The sequence below is a fragment of the Thalassospira mesophila genome, from assembly GCF_002115755.1.
In the GTDB taxonomy this organism is placed as follows: Bacteria; Pseudomonadota; Alphaproteobacteria; order Rhodospirillales; family Thalassospiraceae; genus Thalassospira; species Thalassospira mesophila.
Genome location: NZ_JFKA01000089.1, coordinates 1 through 320, shown reverse-complemented (window position 1 = coordinate 320; position 320 = coordinate 1). Strand labels below are relative to the sequence as shown.

Sequence of the window (320 nt, the reverse complement as noted above, 5' to 3'; positions counted from 1 at the left end):
CCCCCGCCGCCAGATCGAATACCGTGCGGCCGCCGATCTTCTCGTCGTTGGTCAAGTCGCCGTAGAATGCGCTGACGTACTTGCCGCTGACGCTGCCGTAATACAGCCCGTCGTCATAACCCAACGTCATGTTCAGCAGGTTTTTCGGCACGTTCGGCACCTCTTTACCTGAGGTCGGCAGCGGCTGCCCGCCATTGCTGACGATGTCGTTCTTCTGCTTCGATTGGGTATAGGTATAAGAGGTGTAGTAGTTGAAGTTATGCGGCAGTTGGCCGCTCCACTCCAGCTCCAGCCCTTTGTTCTCCACGTTGCCGATGTTC

At 57.2% G+C, this 320-nt stretch carries 1 protein-coding gene; it reads right to left on the bottom strand.

The window, feature by feature from the left end; all coding sequences use genetic code 11:
- Positions 1–320, bottom strand: a 320-nt coding sequence (locus tag TMES_RS22170; RefSeq protein WP_143589789.1) for a TonB-dependent receptor domain-containing protein, incomplete at both ends; no start/stop codon positions are given.